The sequence below is a fragment of the Mycobacterium sp. IDUB_17 genome, assembly GCF_055419465.1.
The window spans coordinates 374683-396221 of record NZ_JBVAXS010000006.1 but is presented as its reverse complement, the minus strand read 5'-3'; the positions used below and the strand labels follow the sequence as shown (position 1 = coordinate 396221).

The window sequence follows — 21539 nt, the reverse complement described above, 5'->3', positions numbered from 1 at the left end:
CACGACCGTTCGCATACTCACGGTATCTGAATACTTTGAGTTAATTCAATACCCAAAGTCCGCTTCGATCTATCATCAGCGAATGCCGCGGCTGACCAGGGCTCAACGCCAGGAACAGACGCGAGCCGAACTCTTGGAGGCCGCCAAACAGCGCTTCCTGGCCCACGGCTATGCCGCCACCAGCCTCGAAGACATCGCCGACGACGCGGGCTTCTCGAAGGGGGCCGTGTACTCCAACTTCGGCAGCAAGCCCAACCTGTGCCGCGATGTTCTCGAGCTGATCCATCGTGAGAAGTTCGCCGAGATGGCCGAACTCGCGATGTCCGACGCCGAGCTGGACAGTCGCGTGAGCGCTTTGAGCGCCTGGCTGGAGCGGACCGCGGGCGATGTCGGCTGGACCATGCTCGAACTCGAATTCGCGGTGCTGTCGCGGAACAACCCCGAGCTGGGCGAGATGATCACGGCATTGCGCAATGAGGCCGCGCAGATGGTGATCGACGTTCTGCAGTCGATGTCGGCCGAACTCGGGCTCAGCGAAGCGCAATTGGCGAACAATGACGTCGCGGCGAGCCTGGAGGATCTCGGCAATCTGCTGCTCAGTGCCGGGATCGGCCTCGGCATCCAGCGGGCCATCGACCCGTCGGTTCCGGCACGGCCATTCACCGACGCGTTCGGCCACCTGGTGAAACTGCTTGGCGCCCTGGGATCGCCGAAGTAACCCGAAGGAGTTTGGATGGTATTACCGGCCACCGCACTGTCGACCCGACGCCCGAGTCGCAGATCCCGCGCGTGTTATGGCATCGCACGCCGAACCCTTCTCACACAGGTACGTAGATCGGTTGCCTACCAAGGAGATCGATCCGTCGAGGATCGCCTCGCCACGATCGGTCGTCGCATCAACGCGCTCGCGCGGCTCCAGCGCCTTCGCCCGCGGCGGGGGTTGCGGGTCAGCCGGATCACGCTCGGTCATGTCACGATCGAGACCATCCGGACAGCCGAGTCGGCTCACCGCCCGCTTTCTGACGGCGCCATCCTCTACCTGCACGGCGGGGGGTTCTTTCTCGGCGGTTTCGACACACACTCGCACGTCGTGGTCGCGCTTGCCCGCCGGACACAGCTTCCCGTGGTGCACGTCGAGTACCGACAGCACCCCGAGGTGACCCTCGACGAGTCCGTCGCAGACTGCCTGCGCGCCTACCGTTGGCTGTTGGACCAGGGGGCCGACCCCGCCAACACCGTGGTGGCAGGTGACTCCGCGGGCGGATTCCTGGCATTCGCAACCGTTCTCGCCGCCCAGGCGCAGGGGGTCGGTGCGCCGGCCGGCGTCGTCGGTGTCAGCCCGCTGCTCGAACTCGACGGTGAACGCCGCTCGGGCCATCCCAACTTCGCCGCGGACCGGATGGGGATCGGGCTTGCCCTGCCGATGATCGTCGAATGCGTCGGCCCCAAGAGTTCGAACGGTCACGCCTTGTCACCGGTCAACGGGGAACTCGCCGATTTTCCGCCGAGCCTGATCATCGCGGCGGAATCGGAAGCGCTGCGATGCGATGCCGAACGCATGCACGAGGTGCTGACCGATGCCGGCCGGGAGTGCACTCTCAAGGTCTGGCCCGGTCAGTTACACGCGTTCCCGGCGTTTCTTCCGTTTCTGCCGGAGAGCCGTGAGGCCCGCGACTGCATCGTGGAGTTCGTTCAGGACTGTTTGGGCACCAGTAGCCGTAGCGCACCCGGCACCGCGGACACCGTGACCGGCAACGGGAGTGCGAAGTCTCCATCGGCGTAGGCGTTGATGCCCGGGCATTCGACATGGACCGACTTGGCGCGCCTGGTGGTCACCTCGGCGAGGTCGACATGGGTGCCCTTGAAAACCGTGGGGAACAGGCGGATCAACCTGGTGCGGGATGCCGACGTGATCATCGTGACGTCGAGCAGGCCGTCCGAATGGTCGGCGCCGGGGCAGATCAGCATGCCGCCGCCATAGCTGCGGGTGTTGCCGAATGCCGCCAGGGTGAGGTCGGTGCGAATCTCCGGGCCATCGTCGAACGTCAGCCGGAACGGCAGCAGCCGTAGCTTCGAGATCTCCGCGAGCATCGCGACGTTGTAGCGCATGCGGCCGTGCGGCCAGCGCATCCGGTTGGTCCGGTCGCTGACCAGAGAATCGAACCCGGCGGCCATCACGGTGCCGAACCACTTGACCGCGCCGGAGGTGTCTTCGATGCGGCCGAGGTCGACGGTCTCGGTATGGCCGTCGGCGACGATGTCGGCGGCGGCCTCGGGATCGCCTGTCGGCAAATGGTATTCGCGGGCATGGTCATTGCCGGTCCCGGCGGGGACGATGCCCAGCGGAACATCACCGGTGGCCAGCGCCTGCAGGGCCAGTGAGATCACCCCGTCGCCGCCGACCACGATGAGGGCGTCGGTGCCGCGGTCGAGCGCGTCGTCGACCAGACGGCGGGCGTGCGCGGCGTCGGTTCCGACGATCGCGCACACGTCGATACCGCGCCGCTGGAGATGTGCGACCGCCCGCTCGGCCGCATGCGGCGCGTTGCCATGCCCCGACATGGGATTGGTCAGGACCGTGACCTGATTCACGGAATCAGCTTGCCCGGGTTGAGGATTCCGGCCGGATCCAGCGTGGCTTTGACGGCGCGCAGCACCTCGACACCGAGGTCGCCGATCTCGTCCCGCATCCAGGGACGGTGATCCGCGCCGACCGCATGGTGGTGGGTGATGGTGCCGCCGCCCTGCACCATCGCGTCGGAGGCCGCGGTCTTGGCGGCTTGCCACTGCTCGATCGGATTGCCGCGCTGGGCGGCGACGACCGTGAAGTACAACGAGGCGCCGGTGGGGTACCCATGCGAAATGTGACACATCACCAGGGCGGGCGTGCCGGATTCGGCGAGCGCGGTGGTCAGCGCCCCGGTGACCGCGGCCTTCAGCGCGGTCAGGTTGGACCACGTGGTGGCGGTTTCCAGCGTTTCGCACAGCGCGCCGGCGGCCAGCAGGGAATCGCGCAGATACGGCGCGTTGAATCGGCCGTGCTCCCACGCCCGGGCCGGGGCGTCACCCAGCGAGGTGGCACCGTGGGCCTGCAGGACGGCGCGGGTCTCCTCATGGCGGCTCTCGGTGTGCGCGGCGGTGCCCTCGAACAGCGTGATGGCCAGGCAGCCGCCGGTGATGCTCTGCTCGCCAATGCTTTCCGTGGTGGCCAGGTTCACCCCGGTCTCGGCCTCGTCGGACAGCCGGATCACCGTCGGGCCCGTGCCGGTCTGGGTGACGGCCCGCAGTGCCTCGGCTCCGGTGGCGAAATCCGGGAAGGACCAGGCCTCGTAGCGCGTGGTCTCAGGTACCGGATGCACTCGAACCCGGACCCGGGTGATGACGCCGAACACGCCTTCCGAGCCCAGGAGCAGTTGCCGCAGATCGGGTCCGGCGGCCGAGGCCGGAGCGCGACCGAGGTCCAGCGTGCCCGCCGGGGTGACGGCGCGCAGGCCGCGCACCATGTCGTCGAAGCGGCCGTATCCGGCCGAATCCTGCCCGGAGGACCGGGTGGCGGCGAACCCGCCGATCGTGGCGAACTGGAAGCTCTGCGGAAAGTGGCCCAGCGAGAAGCCGTGCGCCCCGAGCAACGCCTCGGCCTGCGGTCCGGTGACGCCCGCGCCGAGCTCGGCCTCGCCGGTCACGGGGTCGATGCTGTGCAGGGCATCGAACCGGCGCAGGTCCAGAGTGACGATCGCGGAGAAATCGCCGCGAAGCGGATCCAGGCCGCCCACGACGCTGGTTCCGCCGCCGAACGGGACGACGGCGATGCGATGCTCGGCACAGTGGGCCAGGATCGCGGCGACCTCGTCGTCCGAGCCCGGGAGCAAGACCGCGTCGGGCGCATCCTGGATTCCGGAATCGTTGCGGCGCAACAGGTCCAGCGTCGACTTCCCGCCGGCGTGCAGCAGTCGCGACATCGTGTCGGTACTGCAGTTTTGTGCACCGACGATCGCGGCGAGGGCGTCGCGGTCGGCGTCGGACAGGGCGGACGGCCGCAACTGCACCTGGTCGGGTGTCGGTTCCGCCGCGGGTGCGGCCTCGACGCCCAGGGCCTGCTGGAGCAGGGACCGGATTCCGTCGGAAAGTGGCTTGGCTGCCTGCGGGTCGCCCCAGGCATTCCACTTCATCGGAGGCAGAAACTGTTCAGCCGGCTGAGTCATGCGTTACAGTATTACATATGATGTCAATCAGTAACGAGAGATCGCTGAGCGACCAGATCTTGGAGGCCGCCGCCAGCTGCGTGCTGGCCTTCGGTGTCGACCGGGTGACACTGGCCGAGATCGCCCGGCGGGCCGGGGTCAGCCGCCCGACCGTGTACCGCCGATTCCCGGACACGCAGTCGATCCTGGCCGCGCTGCTCACGGCGCGGATCGTGGGTGTGCTGGACGAAACCGGCAGCCAGGGGCCCGGGCGTGCAGCGCTGGTGACCCGCATGGTGACGGTGGCCGCACGGCTGCGCCACGACGAGGTGATCATGGCGGTCCTGCACTCCGCGCCGGAGGTGGCGATGGTCTACATCGCCGAGCGGCTGGGCACCAGCCAGCAGATCCTGATCGACGCACTGGCCGGCGAGCTCAAGCTCGCGCAGGAGGTAAGTCAGAAGAACGACCGCGTCCGGTCCGGGGACCCCCGCCAGCTGGCCACCATGTGCCTGCTGATCACCCAGTCCGCGATCCAATCCGCCCAGATGGTCGAGCCGATTCTCGACGCCGACGCTCTGGCCGCCGAACTGTCCCACGCATTGAACGGATACCTAGCCTCGTGACCGGACCGACCGCGCTCAATCGCGCCAGGCGCACAACCGAATTGGCCGCCCTGGCCGATGGGGAACAGATCGATGTGATCGTCATCGGCGCCGGTATCACCGGTGTGGGCATCGCGCTGGATGCCGTCACCCGTGGCCTGCAGGTGGCACTGGTGGAGAAACACGATCTCGCCTTCGGCACCAGCCGGTGGAGTTCGAAACTGGTGCACGGCGGTCTGCGCTATCTGGCCACCGGCAACGTCGGGATCGCCCGCCGCAGCGCGATCGAACGCGGAATCCTGATGACCCGCAACGCACCTCACCTCGTCAAGGCCATGCCGCAGCTGGTACCGCTGCTGCCGTCGATGGGGCGCACGTCGCGAGCGTTGGTGCGCACCGGATTCGTGGCCGGCGACGGCCTGCGCAGGCTGGCGGGAACCAGTGCGTCGATCCTGCCGCGCTCCAGTCGGGTGGACGCACGTCGTGCGGTCGAGTTGGCCCCGACGGTGCGCACCGAGGGCCTCGACGGGGCCTACCTGGCGTACGACGGCCAGCTCATCGACGACGCCCGACTGGTCGCCGCCGTTGCCCGCACCGCCGCACAGCACGGGGCCCGCATCCTGACCCGTGTCTCCGCGAGCGCGGCCGACGCCACCTCGGTGCGCCTGACCGACGAACTCACCGGGCAATCCTTCGACGCGAACGCCCGGGTGGTCATCAACGCGGCCGGGGTGTGGGCCGGCGATCTCGATCCCGCGATCAAGCTGCGTCCCAGCCGCGGCACGCATCTGGTGTTCGACGCCGCGGCGTTCGGCAATCCCACCGCGGCACTGACCATTCCGATACCGGGGGAGCTGAACCGGTTCGTCTTCGCGATGCCCGAACAGCTCGGCCGGGTCTACCTCGGGTTGACCGACGAGGACGCTCCGGGGCCGATTCCCGATGTACCCCAACCGACTCCGGGTGAGATCGCCTTCCTGCTCGACACTGTCAACACGGCGCTGGCCACCGACCTGACCACCTCGGACGTGCGCGGCGCCTATGCCGGTCTGCGGCCGCTGATCGACACCGGCGAAGGCAACACTGCCGATGTATCCCGCGAGCACGCGGTCGTTGAGTCGGCGAACGGGGTGTTCAGCATCATCGGCGGCAAGCTCACCGAATACCGGTACATGGCCCAGGACGTGCTGGACCGGGCGCTCGCCTTGCGCGGGCTGTCCGTCGCCGACTGCCGCACGGCCAACCTGCCGCTCGTCGGCGCTCCGGCCAATCCGGTGTCCACGTTGCGATCTGAGCATCCGCTGCCGTCCTCGCTGGTGGCCCGGTACGGGGCCGAGGCGCCGAATGTGATCGCTCGGTCGCGGTGCGCTCGCCCCACCGACCCGGTGGCCGACGGAATCGACGTGATCCGCGCCGAGTTCGAGTACGCGGTCACCCACGAAGGCGCTCTGTGCGTCGACGACATTCTCGATCGCCGTACGCGCATCGGGCTCGTGAGCGGCGACCGCGAGCTCGCGGCTGAGGCTGCCGCCGAGATGATCGCCGAATTCGGGGAAGTCAAGTAGCCCACGAGGTTGGTGGGAAGGGCCTCCGCACGATGGCGATGCGGCTCACCGGTTGACGCCGGTCCACCTGGCCAACGATCTGGCAGGGGCCGTCTGAATCCCGGCGGGACTACAGTCGGGTCGTGGCGGCGATGACCCAGGCGCCCGTGCTGATCGTCGGAGCCGGGGTGGCGGGGCTCGCGAGTGCGGCCCTGCTGGCCCAGCACGGGGTCGAATCGGTGCTGGTGGAAAAGCGGCGCGAGGTGTTCATCTACCCGAAGGCCCGTAACTTGACCTTCCGCACATGCGAGATCCTGCGCGGTCTGGGGCTGGGAGACCAAGTGCACGCGGTGGCCGACGGCGCGTCGAGTGTGGTGCTCAAACCGGCCCTGAACAGCGCCTCGGCGGAGCCCGCGATGGATGTCGAGGCGATCTTCGCCGGGTTCGCCGGTCTCAGCCCGGAACCGGTGGTCCAGTACTGCCCGCAGAGCCGCCTGGAACCCATCCTGCTCGGGGATATCCGCCGACGCGGGAGCCAGGTCCGCTACGGCACCACCCTGGCGAGTTTCACCGAGGAAGCCGACGGTGTCACCGCCGAGTTGGCCTCGGAGGCCGGGACCGAGACGGTGCGCGCCGACTATCTGATCGCCGCCGACGGTGTGCACAGCCCGATCCGTACCACGGTCGGCATCGGCACCTCGGGCCATGGCGCATTGCCGATCTTCGTGGTCTTCATCTACTTCAGGGCCCAGTGGCGGTCATTCGTCCCCGATCTCGGCGATGGCGATGCGATACAGGTGCGCAACTCCGAAGTCGACGGCATCTTCGTGGTCATCGATGCTGACCGCGGCATGTTCATCACCACCTACCTGCCTGACCGCGGCGAGTCGGCTGACTAATTCACCCCGGACTATTGCCGTGAGGTGCTCACCGCGGCGATCGGTGAATCGATCGACCTGGAGATCATCGAAGTGGCACCGTGGCAGCCATACGAACAGGTTGCCGACCAATTGCGCAGCGGACGAACGTTTCTGGTCGGCGACGCCGCGCACACCATGCCGCCGTTCAAAGCCGGCGGGGCGAACATCGCCATCCAGAGTGCGCACAACCTGGCCTGGAAATTGGCGGCCGTACGGACCGGCGCCGCCGGATCGGGGTTGCTCGACACCTATCACGACGAGCGGCATCCGATCGGCCGATTCGCCGCCCGCCAATCTCTGATCGGGCCGCCACTGGCCCTGCTCAAGCTCGCCGATGCCGCGCCCGGATTGCTGGCCGGCGAAGAGGCGCCGATCTTCGACATGATCCTGGGATACCAATACCACTCGGCGGCAGTCGTTTCCGATGGCGAGCCAACCGGTACGGTGAGTTTCGTCGAGGACCTGCGCGGCCAACCCGGAACCCGGATGCCGCACATCTGGCAGTCCCGTGACGGAAAACCGGTGTCCACTCTCGATCTGATCGACCATGGATTCGCGTTGTTCACCGCGGGGGATCCGCTGGCATGGATTGCTGCGGCATCAGCGGCAGCGGGAACGTCCGGTACGACGCCGGCGGTGCATCCGCTGAACGACGGGGGAGTGGCGCAAACCGGCCTCAGCCCGGGCGGCGCGCTCCTGGTCCGTCCCGACGATTTCGTCGGGTGGCGCACCGAGAAGCTACCCGATGATCCGGAAACCGCACTGCGTCAAGCGCTTTCGTCGATAATCGATCGGTGATGTGGCGGTCCGTCACCCGGCCAGTGCGGCGTCCCGAACCGCTGAACTGGTGTGGCGCTGCCACAATGCCTGCGCACCTACCAGCAGTGGCGGTTCGAGTTCGGCTACCACCACCCGGCCGTCCATGGCCTCACCCGCCGCAGTGGTTACGAACGCGACGGCGCCCGTCGTCAGCGGGGCGGCGACGGTGGCCGAACCCTGGACCCGGCTCACCACATAGTCGGGTTCGAAACCGGCTCGTCGGCACGCGCCCATCAGGAAATCGCTGTAGTAGGAAGCGCCCGGGGGAGCCCACAGCGCAATCCGCTCTCCGGCGAGTTCGTGAATGTCCACGACCGGCTGGGCGGCCAGCCGGTGTTCGCGAGGAACAGCCAGTCGCACCCGGTCGTACCCCACGACGGCCGTGGCCAATTCATTGGTCGGGACTACCCCGCGGCGCAGACCGAGGTGAACCGTGCCGTCGAGCACCGCACCGATGAGCTGATCGGGGTACAGCTGGCGGAAGATGAAGGAGGTCTCGGGGAATGCGATGATGGCCGGTTCGAGCCGGGTATAGACCTCAGTTCCGCTGAGGGCCGGGGTGTGGCCGATGACGAAGACCTCGGCGGCGCCACCGGCGGTCTGTTCCACCCGTTCGGCCACGGTGTGCGCCGCGGCCAGCAGGGGTCTACCTTCGGTCAGCAGTAACTCACCGGCGCGGGTGAGTGCCAGCCGACGGCCTTCGCGGCGGAACAAGGTGGCGTTGAGCTCCTTCTCCAATTGCTGCATGGAACTGCTGAGGGCTTGCTGGCTAATGTGCAACGCGGAAGCGGCGGCCGTGATGCTGCCCGCTTCGCCGATCGCAATGAATTGACGTAAACGTCGTAAATCAGGGGCATTCGTCGACACTCGCCAAGTCTATCCACAACCAAATCTTGTGAATATCTCGATAACTTGCGTTATCCATCTGTCGATCACGGAACTAGGCTGCCAGCTGTGAGCAAACTAGAAGGTAGATCGGCGATTGTTGCTGCCGGCGCGAAGAACCTTGGTGGCCTGATCAGCGCGACGTTGGCTTCGAGGGGTGTCAACGTAGCGGTTCACTACAACAGTGCCGCCACCGAGTCCGACGCCGACAAGACGGTCGCCGCGGCCCAGGCCGCCGGGGTGAAGGCCATCAAAGTGCAAGGCGACCTGACGGTTCCGGCCAACGTCGAAAAGCTCTTCGACACGGCCATCGACGCATTCGGAAGCGTTGACATCGCGATCAACACCGTCGGCAAGGTGCTGCGCAAGCCGTTCATGGAAACCACTGAGGCCGAATATGATTCGATGTTCGACGTCAACGCCAAGGCGGCGTACTTTTTTCTGCAGCAGGCGGGGAAGCGGCTCAACGACAACGGGTCGGTGGTCACCATTGTGACCGCACTACTGGCGGCCTACACCGACGGGTACTCGACCTACGCGGGCTCCAAGAGTCCCGTCGAGCACTTCACCCGGGCCGCGTCGAAGGAATTCGGGGTGCGCGGCATCAACGTCAACAACGTCGCCCCCGGTCCGATGGACACGCCGTTCTTCTATCCGCAGGAGACCCCGGAGCGGGTCGAGTTCCACAAGTCGCAGGCAATGGGCAACCGGTTGACCGAGATCACCGACATCGCCCCGCTGGTGGTGTTCCTCGCCGACGAGGGGCACTGGATCAACGGGCAGACCATCTTCGCCAACGGCGGTTACACCACGCGGTAGACGGGCTCAGAACGCCGAATGGCCAGTTACTGCACAGCTTTTCGTTGAAAGTGTGCAATAACTGGCCACTCGAGCCTGCTGAAGAATTACAGCGGGATGTTCTTGTGACGACCGCGCCGGTGCGGGGCCTCGGCCAGCGCCTGCGTCAGCTTGCTACGAGTGTGAGCCGGGTCGATCTTCTCGTCGACCACGCCGATCTCGATCGCGGAATCCACACCGCCGGCGATGCGCTCGTGCTCGATCGCCAGCTCCTCGTGCAGCGCCTCACGCTCGTGATCCGGAGCGGCGGCCAGCTTGCGCTTGTGCAGGATGCCCACGGCGGCCTTGGCGCCCATGACGGCGACCTCGGCGTCCGGCCAGGCGAACACCTTGGTGGCGTTGAGCGAACGGGAGTTCATCGCGATGTAGGCGCCGCCGTAGATCTTGCGGGTCACCAGCGTCACGCGGGGGACCGAGGACTCACCGAAGGCGTGCAGCAGCTTGGCGCCGCGGCGCACCACACCGCCCCACTCCTGGTCTACGCCGGGCAGATAGCCCGGGACATCGACGACGACGACCAGCGGGATACCGAACGCGTCGCACAGCCGCACGAAACGTGCCGACTTCTCGGCGCTTTCGGAGTTCAGGCAGCCGCCGAGCCGCAACGGGTTGTTGGCGATCACGCCGACCGACCGGCCGGCCAGCCGGCCGAGACCGACGACGATCGACGGGGCCCACTTGGCCTGGAATTCCTCGAACGGCACGCCCTCGTCGAGCAGCGCCTCGATGATCGGGTGCACGTCGTAGGCGCGGCGGGCCGACTCCGGCATCAGCGCCGTCAGGTCGGTGTCGCCGGCCTCGGCCTTGTTCCGGTCGAAATGGCCCTGCTGGCTGAACAATCCGACCAGGCGACGGCCGCGCTCGTAGGCGTCGAGCTCGTCGTCGGCGACGATGTGGCACACGCCGGACTTCTTGTGGTGAGCGTCGGGGCCGCCGAGCGACACCATGTCGACATCCTCACCGGTGACACTGCGCACCACGTCCGGACCGGTGACGAACACCTTGCTGTCCGGGGCCATGATGATGACGTCGGTCAGGGCAGGGCCGTAAGCCGCACCGCCGGCGGCGAATCCGACGACCACCGAAATCTGCGGGATGTACCCCGACGCCCGGATCATCGCCTCGAAGACCAGGCCGACCGCGTGCAGCGCCTTGACGCCCTCGGCCAGCCGGGCACCACCCGAGTGCCAGATCCCCACGATGGGGCTCTGCTCCTCGATCGCGGTGTCGTAGGCATTGACGATGTGGGCACAGCCCTCGATGCCCATGGCGCCACCCATCACGGTGCCGTCGGTGCAGAACGCCACCGTACGAACGCCGTTGACGGTGCCGGCCGCGGCCAGCACACCGGAGCGGTCCCGCTCGTGCAGCAGCTCGACACTGCCGTCATCGAAGAAGGTCTGCAGGCGCAGCAGCGGGTCGCGTGGGTCGAGCGATTCAGCAGCAGTTTCGGGGGCCATGATCGTCATAAAGGTCTCCTTTGATGGAAAGCGCTGGGTCTCAGTACTTCCCGAAGGCGAGCGCGACGTTGTGCCCACCGAATCCGAACGAATTGTTGATGGCGTACTTGAAGTCGCCCTGTCGCGGCTCACCGGCCACCACGTCCAGATCGATCTCCGGATCAAGGTTGCGCAGGTTGAGCGTCGGGGGAATGACGCCGTCTCGCAGCGCCATAACGGTCAGGATGGACTCCACTGCGCCGACTGCACCGACCGAATGGCCGAGCGCGGACTTGGGCGCGTAGACGGCGGGCACATGGCCGTGCATCGCGTTGTTGATGGCTTTCCCCTCGGCCACATCGCCGACGCTGGTGCCCGTGGCATGCGCGTTGATGTGATCGATGTCTGTGGGCTGCAGACCCGCCAGCTGAATGGCGCGGGTCATGGCGTAACCGGCCTGCTCACCGTTGGGGTCCGGCGCCACGATGTGGTAGCCGTCAGAGGTGATGCTCGCGCCCATGAGGCGGCCCAGGATGTTCGCTCCGCGAGCCTTGGCGTGCTCCTCGGTCTCGATCACCATGAGTGCGGCGCCCTCACCGAACACAAACCCGTTGCGGTCCTTGTCGAACGGCTTGCAGGCACCCGGCGGATCGTCGTTGCTGTTGGACAGGACGATGCGCATCTGGGCGAAGCCGGCGATCGGCACCGCTTCGATCTTTGTCTCGACGCCACCACAGATGGCGATGTCGGCTTCGCCGAGAACGATATTGCGCCACGCGTTGGCGATGGCCTCGGAACCGGACGCACATGCCGAGATCAGGGTGCTGACCCCGGCCTTGGCCTTGCGTTCGAGCCCGACCGCCGCCGCCGCCCCGTTCGGCATGTACATCTGAACAACGAGCGGCGACACGGCGCGCAGCCCCTTGTTCCGCATGGCGTCGTAGGCGAACAGGAGTTCCTCGGAGGAACCCATGCCGGTGCCGATGGACACCATGAGTCGTCGGGTATCGACCTCCGGCGAGCCAGCGTTGGCCCAGACCCGGCGGCCGATCACCGTCGACATCTTCTGCAAATATGACAACCGGCGCAGTTCAACCCGCGTCAGTTCGTGATCGAAGTCCTCTAGGAGGTGCCCGCCGATGCGAACCGGCAGGTCGTACTGCTCGACGAACGAATCAGTGAGTAACCGGATCCCGCTCTGACCGTCGAGCAGCTTCTTCCAGGTGTTCTCAGCATCGGTTGCCAGCGCCGTTGACATGGCTACGCCGGTGACAACCACATTGGGAAGACCGTTCCCAGTGGACAATCCCGCCATATTTGCTGTGTTCTTCCTTCCGTGCTTTCCCTCGGTGTGGGTGCCTTCCGGGGTTACCTATCGGGTTTCTACCCGTTGTCAGTACTTCCCGAACGCCAGAGCCACATTGTGGCCACCGAATCCGAACGAGTTGTTGATGGCGTACTTGTAGTCGCCATAACGAGGCTCGCCCGCAACCACATCGAGATCGATCTCAGGATCCGGCGTTTCGTAGTTAAGCGTCGGGGGGATGACCCCGTCGCGCAACGCGAGCACCGTCAACACCGACTCCAGCGCACCGACTGCGCCGATCGAGTGACCCAGCGCCGACTTCGGCGCGTAGACCGCGGCGTTCTGGCATCCGGCAACGCGGATGGCATTGGCCTCGGCGGTGTCGCCGATCGGGGTGGCCGTGCCGTGGGCATTGATGTGGTCGATGTCCTTGGCTTCCAGACCCGCGGTTTCCATCGCCCGCTTCATCGCGGCACCGGCACGGTGACCGTTGTCCGCCGGAGCGACCATATGGAATGCGTCCGAGGTGATACCGGCACCCATGATGCGGGCCAGCGGCTTGGCGCCACGGGCCAGGGCATGCTCCTCGGTTTCGATGATCATCATCGCGCCGGCCTCGCCGAACACGAATCCGTCACGGTCCTTGTCGAACGGCCGCGACGCACCCTGGGGGTCGTCGTTGCGGGTCGACATGGCGCGCATCATCGAGAACGCCGCGATCGGCAGCGCCTCGATACCGCCTTCGACGCCGCCGACGACGGCGAAGTCAGCGTCACCCATCACGATCTGACGCCAGCCATGGGCGATGGCCTCAGATCCCGACGAACACGCCGACACCGGCGTGATGACCCCGGCGCGGGCGCCGAGCTCAAGTCCGGCGACCGCGGCCGCACCGTTGGGCATGATCATCTGAACGGCGAGCGGGCTGACCTTGCGGATCCCGCCCTCGTTCATCGCGTCGTAGGTCTCGACGATCTTCTCGCCACCGCCGAGGCCCGTGCCGATCACGACGGCGAACCGATCGGGATCGACCTCGGGCGCACCCGCGTTTTTCCACAGCCGTCGGGCGAGCACCAGTGACATGCGCTGCACGTAGGAATTACGGCGCAGCTCGATGCGCGTCAAGTGACTGTCGATGTCATCGACCAGGTGGCCACCGATACGCACCGGAAGGTCCCACTTGGTGACGAAGTCGTCGGTCAACTCACGGATGCCGCTTTCTCCGGCCAGGAGGCCCTTCCACGTGCTCTCGATGTCAGCAGCGAGCGCCGTGGTGGCCTCCACGGCAGTCACCACGACGTTCGGGAAGCCTCCGTTAGCAGTGGAAGGTCTGGTCATTCCGAGCCAAACTTCTCGCGCAGGGCGGCGGCAGCCTCGGGGTTCTCTTCTTCGAGCTTCTGGATGTAGGAGACGACGTCACCCACGGTGCGCAGGCCGGCGAGATCCTCGTCGGGGATCTTCACGCCGTACTTGTCCTCGGTCTGCACGGCGATCTCGACCATCGACAGCGAGTCGATGTCCAGGTCGTCGACGAACGACTTCTCCGGGGTCACCTCAGACGGCTCGATGCCGGTGACCTCTTCGATGATCTCGGCGAGACCGGCGATGATTTCTTCTTGACTGGCGGCCACAATGGCTCCTTCTTGTTGTTGACAGCGCCCTCCGGGTGCGGAGGACATCTCGGGACGTTCGTTTGTTACTGCGATATTCAGTTGTCGCTCGACCTAGAGCTCGTTCAAGCCATCCAGGTCTGCGGGAGCCTTGACCGCGCGGGTCGGGGTGCCCTTCAGTTCACGCTTGGCGATACCCACCAGGGTGCCCGCCGGCGGGAACTCGACGATCCCGGCGCGCTCGGCACCGGAGAAACGGTCCCGCATGGTGGCGGTGCACAGGTCCCAGCGCACCGGCTTGATCAGCTGGGACACCAGCTTCTCCATCGCATCGGCTGCCGAGGCGACCGGCTGGCCGTCGGCATTCGACAGAAGTGTCGCGGTCGGCTCGGAGGTTGTTACAGACGCGGCGGCGGCGGCGTAGCCATCCAGCGCGGAAGCCATGTAATGGGTGTGGAACGCGCCTGCGGTCGCCAGCTGACGGACGCGGGCCTTGGCCGGCGGATCCTCGGCGAGCTTCTCCAACGCCGCGATCGCGCCGGCGGCCACGATCTGGCCGGCGGCGTTGCGGTTGGCGGGGACCAGGTCGAGCGACTCCAGCCGGGCCAGCACCTCGGCCTCGTCGCCACCGAGCACCGCCGACATGCCGGTCGGCTCCACGGCGCAGGCCTTGGCCATCTCGGCGCCACGGGTGGCGGCCAGCTTGACCGCATCATCCGCGGAGATGACGCCGGCAATGGCGTAGGCGGCGATCTCGCCGACCGAATGGCCCGCGACGATGGTCTCGGCGGTCTCGGGAACGCCGCGTTTGGTCAGTTCCTCGTAGGCCAGCAGGGTGGCGGCCACCACCAGCGGCTGCGTCACCGCGGTGTCAGTGATCTCCTCGGCGGTGGCGGTGGTTCCCAGACGCGCCAGATCCAGGCCACTGATCTGCGACCACGTGGCGAGGCGATCGGCCGCACCGGGCAGCTCCAGCCAAGGGGAGAGCATGCCGGGCGTCTGCGATCCCTGTCCGGGAGCAAGCAATGCGAGCACGGGTTGAGGCACGTCATTAAGAGAACACTGTGAAGACGGTTTTGTGGGGTGTAAGAGATTATGAACCTTGTCTTATGTTTTTGTAGGTTCCCCACAAAAGTGCATGTGATGCGACATTGCCTTCACCGCAGCGAAATCTGTCACAGCCTCTCGGATGTCCGGTGAGCCCGGTTCGGGCCCACTATCGGACGGAATGCGCCGGGCGGATTGCCGGTATCACGACGGTTCCGGCATTTGGCGTGCTCGGCTGGTATGCCTGTTTGCTCAATCTGCCGACCGTCGACGCCACGCGCAGGACATACGCGTCCCGCGGCACGGCGGGATCGCGGCCGGTGAAGTCGCCGATCCGTTTCAGCCGGTAGCGCACCGTGTTTGGATGAACGAACAATTTGCGTGCGCAAGCTTCTATGGCGCCGCCTGAATCCAGGAACGCGTCGAGCGTCTCGGTGAGCGCTGGGCCGGCATCGGCCAAGGGGCGCATGACCTCGCTTTCCAGTGCCGCGATGGCCGTTGCATCGCCCAATAGGGCCCGTTCCGGCAGCAACTCCCGCGCTGACACCGGGCGGGGTGCACCGGGCCAGCCGGCCACCGCGTTCATCCCGGAGATGGCCTCGGTGGCGCTGCGGTGCGCGGCCGTCAGCGTGGGGGAGGTCGGCCCGACCACCACCGGGCCGTCGGCGAACACCGACAGCAGGTCGACCAGGAAACGATCGGTTGCTGACAGTGGGCCCGAGACGATCGTGATGAGCCAGGTTCCGTGCACATCGGACAGCGCCGCCCGGTCATTGCGCTTCACGACGTCGTGGATGTCGTCGCGGGCCAGGTCCAATCGGTCCGGACGCGGCAGGCCGACGATCACCGTGGCCGGCGCGGTGGCGTCCCAGTTCAGCGCCGCCGCCTGGGACTGCAGCTCAGGTCCGGAATCGCCGCGCACCACCGCGTCGACGACATTGGCCTCCATCCGCAGATCCCAGGCCCCGCGGGCCTCGGCCTGGTCGGCGTAGGCGCTGGCGGCCGCGAAGGCCAGGTCCCGGCTGTAGCGCAGGATGCCCGCGGTCAGCGCGTTGAGTTGCTCCTCGGATCGGGCCAGCAGCGGCACCACCTCCTCGAAGAACTCCATCGAGGTCCGCACCATCTCGACCGACTGGCGCAGTGCGATACGGCGGCGCAGGTCCTGTGGCACCACCTCGAACGCCTGGGCGGTATAGCTGACGTCGCTTTCCGGGTCCCGCATCCACTCGACGAAGTTGACCACCGCGGTCTGTACCACCAGCTGGACGCTGGCCCGCTGCGACGCGTCCAGATCGGAGAAGAAGTCCAGGCGCTCGGCCATGGCGTGCACGGCCTCGGTGGCCAGACGGCCGGAATACTGCTTCAACCGGCGCAGCACCGAGTCGGGAACGCTCTCCAGGACCTCGACGGTCGATTTGGGCGGAACGAACCGCTTGTCGGGCATCCCTAAAAGCTACGCCAATATTCTGGTGGATTCCTCCAAGCCACCCCTCCGGCGGGCGGTCGCTCCCGTATGGAGCGACCGCCCGTTCGGAGATATTGCTAGGCGCTTCCGGTGTCGACGTAGGACACCGCAGCGGCGAACACGTCGTCGATCTTGTACTGCTTGGCCGCCGCGATGGCCACCGAGGGATCGATCTCGCCGTCCCGGGCCAGCCCCTCCAGCGCTGCCACCACGACCGACTCGGCGTCGGTGTTGAAGTAGCGCCGTGCGGCGGGCCGGGTGTCGGAGAAGCCGAAGCCGTCGGTACCCAGCGTGATGTAGGTACCCGGGACCCACGGCCGGATCTGCTCGGGCACCGCCCGCATCCAGTCCGACACGGCCACTACCGGGCCGGCCGCGTCGGCCAGGGCGCTGGTCACATGCGGGGTCCGGGCGGGCTGATCGGGATGCCGCAGCCGGTGCCGCTCGATCTCCACGCCTTCGCGGTTGAGCTCGCCCCAGCTGGTCACCGACCACACGTCGGCGGCCACGTCCCAATCTGCCGCCAGCATGTCGGCAGCCCGGAGCGCTTCGGGCATCGACACCCCCGACGCCAGGATCTGGGCGGTGTTCGTGCGTTGTTCGGGCGCCCGGCGGTACCGGTACATCCCGCGCAACAGGGCCTCGGTGTCCAGATCGGCCGGCTCGGCGGGCTGGACGTAGGGCTCGTTGTAGATGGTGATGTAGAAGAACACGTTCTCGGCGTGCTCGCCGTACATCCGCTGCAGACCGCTCTCGATGATGTGGGCGACCTCGTAGGCGAACGCCGGGTCGTAGGTCACCGCGGCCGGGTTGGTCGACGCCAGCAGCAGGGAATGGCCGTCGGCGTGCTGCAGGCCCTCGCCGGTCAGCGTGGTACGTCCGGCCGTCGCCCCGAGCACGAAGCCCTTGGCCATCTGATCGGCCGCGGCCCACAGGCCATCGCCCGTGCGCTGGAACCCGAACATCGAATAGAAGATGTAGATCGGGATCATGGGCTCGTTGTGGGTGGAGTACGACGTGCCCACCGCGGTGAACGACGCTGTCGACCCAGCCTCGTTGATGCCCTCGTGCAGGATCTGGCCGATCTCGGATTCCTTGTACGCCAGCATCAATGCCGAGTCCACCGACGTGTACAGCTGCCCGTTGCGGTTGTAGATCTTCAGGCTCGGGAACCACGAGTCCATGCCGAAGGTGCGGGCCTCGTCGGGGATGATCGGCACCAGGCGCGGACCGATGTTCTTGTCCCGCAACAGTTCCTTGAACGTGCGCACCGTCGCCATGGTGGTGGCCACGGCCTGGTTGCCGGAGCCCTTCTTCAAGGCGGAGTAGGCATCGGATGCGGGCAACGCCAGCGGTGTGGACTTGTTGCGTCGCGCCGGGACGAAACCGCCCAGGGCGCGGCGCCGGTCCAGCAGGTACCGGATCTCGGGCGCCTCGGGCCCCGGGTGGTAGTACGGCGGCAGGTAGGGGTCCTGCTCCAGCTGCTCATCGCTGATCGGCACCCGGGTGACATCGCGGAAATCCTTGAGGTCTTGCAGCGCAAGCTTTTTCATCTGGTGCGTGGCGTTGCGGCCCTCGAAGTGGCTGCCCAGCGTGTAGCCCTTGATGGTCTTGGCCAGGATGATCGTCGGCTGGCCCTTGTGCTCCATCGCGGCGCGGTAGGCGGCATACACCTTGCGGTAGTCGTGACCGCCGCGCTTCAGATTCCAGATCTCCTGGTCGGTCATCGGCTCGACCAGAGCCTTGGTGCGCGGGTCACGGCCGAAGAAGTGATCGCGCACGTAGGCGCCGTCGTTGGCCTTGTACGTCTGGTAATCACCGTCGGGCGTGGTATTCATCAAATTGACCAGCGCACCGTCGCGATCGGCGTGCAGCAGGGCATCCCACTCGCGGCCCCAGACCACCTTGATGACGTTCCAGCCCGCACCGCGGAAGAACGACTCCAGCTCCTGGATGATCTTGCCGTTGCCGCGCACCGGGCCGTCCAGGCGCTGCAGATTGCAGTTCACCACGAAGGTCAGATTGTCGAGCGCCTCATTGGCGGCCACCTGGATCAGGCCGCGGCTCTCCGGCTCGTCCATCTCACCGTCGCCGAGGAACGCCCACACGTGCTGATCGCTGGTGTCCTTGATGCCGCGGTCGTGGAGGTAGTGGTTGAACCGGGCCTGGTAGATCGCGTTCATCGGCCCAAGGCCCATCGACACCGTGGGGAATTCCCAGAAATCCGGCATCAGGCGCGGGTGCGGGTAGGACGGCAGACCGCCGCCCGGATGGCTGTGTTCCTGGCGGAAACCATCCAGTTGGTCGGTTGTCAGCCGACCCTCGAGGAAGGCGCGGGCGTAGATGCCGGGGGAGGCGTGGCCCTGGATGAAAACCTGGTCGCCGCCGCCGGGGTGGGATTTGCCGCGGAAGAAGTGGTTGAACCCGACCTCATACAGCGACGCCGACGAGGCGTACGTCGAAATGTGGCCGCCCACACCGACTCCCGGGCGCTGGGCGCGGTGCACCATGATGGCCGCGTTCCACCGGATCCAGGCGCGGTAGCGTCGCTCGACGTCCTCGTCGCCGGGGAACCAGGGTTCCAGGTCGGTGGGAATGGTGTTGACGTAATCGGTCGACGTCAGTGCCGGGATCGCGACACGCTTCTCGCGTGAGCGCTCCAGCAGTCGCAACATCAGGTACCGGGCCCGTGCCGGGCCCGATCGCTCCAGCAACTCGTCGAACGACTCCAACCACTCCGCGGTCTCGTCGGTGTCGATATCCGGAAGGTAGGAGGCAACTCCCTCGCGAATCACCCGTACCCGGTCGGGTTCGGGTGCAGTAGAGGAGTTTTGGGCCAGATCCTGGCGCACGAACTCGGTGGTCAACTTCCGCTCCTTGTTAGGCGGTTACTACTGACAGTGCTTGTGGCACCTTCTATCGTCCACCTATCTTGCCGCCTCCGTGCGGCTGGGGGTGGCGGTGCGGAAGTTACCCATCAGTTGCTTTCTGAACCGGTAACGTCTGCAGATCGTGCCGGTTGATGGGCAGTTTGGGGCAAAGGCGCGGATCGCCGCGGGCGCGCTCGGTGGCGCCGCGGTGATCGCGATGGTCGTGGTGGGTTGTACGTCCGTTACCGGTGGTACCGCACAAGTCGATTCCGCCGTGGCGCCCGAGTACCGGGCGTCGGTGAAGGCCTCGATCGAGGAGTCCTCGGCCAGCTCGGTGACCCGCGAATCCGAACGACAGGCCTCGTTGACCACACGCGCCGTGCACACCGTCTGTGAGGACCTCAGCACCTCGGCCGTCGACGCGGTCAATGCCGTCAACGGCTATGTCGAAGCGGTCAACAACGGCGGGGACACCGCAGCCAAGGCCGGCCCCGCGATCGACGGGCTGAACCGCAGCGCCGATCTGGTCAGCTCGGGCCTGTCCGATGCGCTGTCACCGGATCTGCGCGCCGCGCTGACCGAGTGGGTCGACTCGGCAAGAGCCCTCGTCGCCGCCATATCCGGCCACGTCGGCCCTGATCAGTTCAATGCGGCGTCGACACGATCGAACACCGCCAGAGAGGACGCGCTGACCCGATGCGACAAGGCTTACTGACGGGTTGGCGGACAAAGTGGCCCGCCGGACACCCGCACAGGTGGGTCGCCGTGCGACGATAGGTCGCAACACGCATCGCGCGCGCAAATGAACGAGCAACCAACAAGTCTTGAGACAGGCTCGAAGAAAGGTAAGGAGGACCGACGGTGGTCGCGGCGGCGGGGACGGACTCAGGCCCGAACTACGCCCAAATCCTGGGGATCCATAAGGATCAGATAGTCCAGGAACTGGGTTGGGACGAGGATAGCGACGACGACATCCGGGCGGACATCGAGGAAGCGTGCGGTTCCGAGCTCCTCGATGAGGATTCGGACGAAGTCATCGACGTCGTATTGCTCTGGTGGAGGGACGACGACGGGGATCTCGTCGACCGGCTCATGGACGCCATCACCCCACTCGCCGAGGACGGCGTGATCTGGGTGGTGACTCCCAAGACCGGCAAGGCTGGGCACGTGCTGCCGGCCGAGATCGCCGAATCGGCGCCGACGGCCGGTCTGATGCAGACCTCGTCGGCCAAGTTGGGGGACTGGACGGCGAGCCGATTGGTGCAGCCGAAATCTTCTAAAGCCGCGGGCAAGCGGACCTGATGCTGGCCGTTGGGGCCCCGGCGCCCGATTTCACGCTCCGGGACCAGAACGGCAGGCCGATCACGCTCAGCGGGTACCGCGGCGCCAAGGACGTGCTGCTGGTGTTCTTTCCGCTGGCGTTCACCGGTGTGTGTGAGGGCGAACTCGGAGAGATCCGCGACAAGCTCCCGTTGTACGAGAACGACGACACCGCGACCCTGGCCATCTCGGTCGGTCCGCCCCCGACGCACAAGATCTGGTCCATCGAAAGTGGATTCACGTTCCCGGTGCTGTCGGATTTCTGGCCGCACGGTGCGGTCACCCAGGCCTACGGGGTGTTCAATTCCGATGCCGGATACCCGAACCGCGGCACATTCGTCGTCGACCGGGCCGGCAAGGTCCGCTTCGCCGAGATGATGGATCCGGGTCAGCCGCGCGATCAGGCGGTCTGGCGGGAGGCGCTGGCGGCCTTACGGGTCTGACGAATCTCCCGGGGGATTTCCGGTCACGTCGTCTCGGCGTGTACCGTGCCTCCGACGGGGCGCGTAGCTCAGTGGTAGAGCTCTGGTTTTACACACCAGCGGTCGGCGGTTCGATACCGTCCGCGCCCACCATCAAAACTTCAGTTCAGAGACTTGCGGGCCGGACTCTCCGCAGTTTTCAATACCCCCGTTGTGCCACCAGTGTGCCAAGAGATTCGAACTCGTGA

General features: G+C 66.4%; 18 protein-coding genes, 1 tRNA gene and 1 pseudogene. 10 read left to right on the top strand and 10 right to left on the bottom strand.

The window, feature by feature from the left end; translation table 11 throughout:
* The first annotated feature begins 82 nt into the window (after positions 1-82).
* Together ACZYZ7_RS25275 and ACZYZ7_RS25270 are read left to right on the top strand one after the other, a co-directional pair.
* Positions 83-718: a TetR/AcrR family transcriptional regulator gene (locus ACZYZ7_RS25275; protein ID WP_450070719.1), complete on the top strand. Its 636-nt coding sequence runs from the start codon at positions 83-85 to the stop codon at positions 716-718.
* Between the two features lie 15 nt (positions 719-733).
* Complete coding sequence (locus ACZYZ7_RS25270) at positions 734-1783, top strand: alpha/beta hydrolase (RefSeq protein ID WP_450070718.1); 1050 nt, start codon at positions 734-736, stop codon at positions 1781-1783.
* Here ACZYZ7_RS25270 and ACZYZ7_RS25265 read toward each other — a convergent pair.
* Positions 1693-2592 carry a diacylglycerol kinase gene (locus ACZYZ7_RS25265; protein WP_450070717.1) on the bottom strand — a complete coding sequence of 300 codons (900 nt, stop codon included), beginning with the start codon at positions 2590-2592 and terminating at the stop codon, positions 1693-1695. The genes ACZYZ7_RS25270 and ACZYZ7_RS25265 overlap by 91 nt on opposite strands.
* Complete coding sequence (locus tag ACZYZ7_RS25260; protein WP_450070797.1) at positions 2589-4169, bottom strand: FAD-binding oxidoreductase; 1581 nt, start codon at positions 4167-4169, stop codon at positions 2589-2591. The genes ACZYZ7_RS25265 and ACZYZ7_RS25260 overlap by 4 nt, the downstream gene beginning before the upstream one ends.
* Before the next feature lie 50 nt (positions 4170-4219).
* On the opposite strand from ACZYZ7_RS25260, the gene ACZYZ7_RS25255 reads away from it, so the two are divergent.
* From ACZYZ7_RS25255 to ACZYZ7_RS25245, 3 genes and pseudogenes are all read left to right on the top strand, one after another.
* The gene (locus ACZYZ7_RS25255; RefSeq protein WP_135455924.1) at positions 4220-4807 is read left to right on the top strand and encodes a TetR/AcrR family transcriptional regulator; all 588 of its coding nucleotides are present in this window, start codon (positions 4220-4222) and stop codon (positions 4805-4807) included.
* A complete protein-coding gene (locus ACZYZ7_RS25250; protein WP_463742083.1) occupies positions 4804-6351 on the top strand; it encodes a glycerol-3-phosphate dehydrogenase/oxidase in 1548 nt (515 codons plus the stop codon). Before ACZYZ7_RS25255 ends, ACZYZ7_RS25250 begins: the two co-directional genes overlap by 4 nt.
* A 131-nt stretch (positions 6352-6482) precedes the next feature.
* Positions 6483-8048, top strand: a pseudogene (locus ACZYZ7_RS25245) (FAD-dependent monooxygenase).
* Between the two features lie 12 nt (positions 8049-8060).
* Here ACZYZ7_RS25245 and ACZYZ7_RS25240 read toward each other — a convergent pair.
* The gene (locus ACZYZ7_RS25240) at positions 8061-8936 is read right to left on the bottom strand and encodes a LysR family transcriptional regulator (protein WP_463742082.1); all 876 of its coding nucleotides are present in this window, start codon (positions 8934-8936) and stop codon (positions 8061-8063) included.
* 87 nt (positions 8937-9023) lie between these two features.
* Between ACZYZ7_RS25240 and ACZYZ7_RS25235 the strand changes: the two genes are divergently transcribed.
* Complete coding sequence (locus ACZYZ7_RS25235; protein WP_135455918.1) at positions 9024-9773, top strand: SDR family oxidoreductase; 750 nt, start codon at positions 9024-9026, stop codon at positions 9771-9773.
* Between the two features lie 86 nt (positions 9774-9859).
* Here the strand turns inward: ACZYZ7_RS25235 and ACZYZ7_RS25230 are convergent, their stop codons facing one another.
* The 7 genes from ACZYZ7_RS25230 to aceE form a co-directional block, all read right to left on the bottom strand.
* Positions 9860-11281, bottom strand: coding sequence for an acyl-CoA carboxylase subunit beta (locus tag ACZYZ7_RS25230; protein WP_135455916.1), 1422 nt, complete (start codon positions 11279-11281; stop codon positions 9860-9862).
* Between the two features lie 31 nt (positions 11282-11312).
* Complete coding sequence (gene kasB / locus ACZYZ7_RS25225; RefSeq protein WP_463742081.1) at positions 11313-12566, bottom strand: 3-oxoacyl-ACP synthase KasB; 1254 nt, start codon at positions 12564-12566, stop codon at positions 11313-11315.
* 78 nt (positions 12567-12644) lie between these two features.
* The gene (gene kasA / locus ACZYZ7_RS25220) at positions 12645-13895 is read right to left on the bottom strand and encodes a 3-oxoacyl-ACP synthase KasA (protein ID WP_463742080.1); all 1251 of its coding nucleotides are present in this window, start codon (positions 13893-13895) and stop codon (positions 12645-12647) included.
* Positions 13892-14188 carry a meromycolate extension acyl carrier protein AcpM gene (gene acpM, locus ACZYZ7_RS25215; RefSeq protein ID WP_003884427.1) on the bottom strand — a complete coding sequence of 99 codons (297 nt, stop codon included), beginning with the start codon at positions 14186-14188 and terminating at the stop codon, positions 13892-13894. Before acpM ends, kasA begins: the two co-directional genes overlap by 4 nt.
* A gap of 93 nt (positions 14189-14281) precedes the next feature.
* Positions 14282-15202, bottom strand: a complete 921-nt coding sequence (locus tag ACZYZ7_RS25210; protein ID WP_463742143.1) for an ACP S-malonyltransferase — start codon at positions 15200-15202, stop codon at positions 14282-14284.
* Between the two features lie 181 nt (positions 15203-15383).
* Positions 15384-16658, bottom strand: coding sequence for a PucR family transcriptional regulator (locus tag ACZYZ7_RS25205; protein WP_135455910.1), 1275 nt, complete (start codon positions 16656-16658; stop codon positions 15384-15386).
* A gap of 98 nt (positions 16659-16756) precedes the next feature.
* Positions 16757-19546, bottom strand: a complete 2790-nt coding sequence (aceE, locus tag ACZYZ7_RS25200) for a pyruvate dehydrogenase (acetyl-transferring), homodimeric type (protein WP_463742079.1) — start codon at positions 19544-19546, stop codon at positions 16757-16759.
* Positions 19547-19691: 145 nt separating this feature from the next.
* Between aceE and ACZYZ7_RS25195 the strand changes: the two genes are divergently transcribed.
* The 4 genes from ACZYZ7_RS25195 to ACZYZ7_RS25180 all read left to right on the top strand — a co-directional run bounded on the left by ACZYZ7_RS25195 (position 19692) and on the right by ACZYZ7_RS25180 (position 21444).
* Entirely contained in the window at positions 19692-20264 is a 573-nt protein-coding gene (locus ACZYZ7_RS25195; protein WP_450070712.1) for a hypothetical protein, read from the top strand.
* A 146-nt stretch (positions 20265-20410) separates the two neighbouring features.
* Positions 20411-20851, top strand: coding sequence for a DUF3052 domain-containing protein (locus ACZYZ7_RS25190; RefSeq protein WP_135455907.1), 441 nt, complete (start codon positions 20411-20413; stop codon positions 20849-20851).
* On the top strand, positions 20851-21312 hold the full coding sequence (locus tag ACZYZ7_RS25185; protein WP_450070711.1) for a peroxiredoxin: 462 nt from the start codon (positions 20851-20853) through the stop codon (positions 21310-21312). Before ACZYZ7_RS25190 ends, ACZYZ7_RS25185 begins: the two co-directional genes overlap by 1 nt.
* Before the next feature lie 57 nt (positions 21313-21369).
* Positions 21370-21444, top strand: a tRNA-Val gene (locus ACZYZ7_RS25180).
* Positions 21445-21539: the final 95 nt, after the last annotated feature.

Bases quoted from the DNA above. Each gene is read 5' to 3' on its own strand.
- ACZYZ7_RS25205 (WP_135455910.1), bottom strand. From the start codon at position 16,658: ATGCCCGACAAGCGGTTCGTTCCGCCCAAATCGACCGTCGAGGTCCTG.
- ACZYZ7_RS25230 (WP_135455916.1), bottom strand. From the start codon at position 11,281: ATGACGATCATGGCCCCCGAAACTGCTGCTGAATCGCTCGACCCACGC.
- kasB (WP_463742081.1), bottom strand. From the start codon at position 12,566: ATGGCGGGATTGTCCACTGGGAACGGTCTTCCCAATGTGGTTGTCACC.
- kasA (WP_463742080.1), bottom strand. From the start codon at position 13,895: ATGACCAGACCTTCCACTGCTAACGGAGGCTTCCCGAACGTCGTGGTG.
- ACZYZ7_RS25185 (WP_450070711.1), top strand. From the start codon at position 20,851: ATGCTGGCCGTTGGGGCCCCGGCGCCCGATTTCACGCTCCGGGACCAG.
- ACZYZ7_RS25255 (WP_135455924.1), top strand. From the start codon at position 4,220: ATGATGTCAATCAGTAACGAGAGATCGCTGAGCGACCAGATCTTGGAG.
- ACZYZ7_RS25260 (WP_450070797.1), bottom strand. From the start codon at position 4,169: ATGAAGTGGAATGCCTGGGGCGACCCGCAGGCAGCCAAGCCACTTTCC.
- ACZYZ7_RS25275 (WP_450070719.1), top strand. From the start codon at position 83: ATGCCGCGGCTGACCAGGGCTCAACGCCAGGAACAGACGCGAGCCGAA.
- ACZYZ7_RS25270 (WP_450070718.1), top strand. From the start codon at position 734: ATGGTATTACCGGCCACCGCACTGTCGACCCGACGCCCGAGTCGCAGA.